Below are 227 nucleotides of genomic sequence, written 5' to 3' on the forward strand. Positions count from 1 at the left end.
AATGAAAACCCTCAACATATTCAGGACAAGGCGCAAACTGTCGCAAGACTTCCATAGCTTCAAGTTTCATCAACGATCACGTAGCCGATAAGCAAAGCTTGCTGGATTAATTCTGGATTTTCTAACAATTCTTTGATTTCTGGTTCAAAAACCGCTTTTCTGATATATTCAATACAATTTGCTTGTTTTTGTGTCAATTCAAGCATAATTTACCCCCTTTCAATCTG

1 protein-coding gene is annotated in these 227 nt (G+C 36.6%); it reads right to left on the bottom strand.

Going from position 1 to position 227, the window contains the following annotated elements; genetic code table 11:
• Nucleotides 1–59 precede the first annotated feature (59 nt).
• A complete protein-coding gene (locus STRDD10_RS11340; protein WP_197458361.1) occupies nucleotides 60–206 on the bottom strand; it encodes a hypothetical protein in 147 nt (48 codons plus the stop codon).
• Nucleotides 207–227 lie beyond the last annotated feature (21 nt).

Origin of the sequence: Streptococcus sp. DD10 (genome assembly GCF_001578805.1) — a bacterium.
GTDB lineage: Bacteria > Bacillota > Bacilli > Lactobacillales > Streptococcaceae > Streptococcus.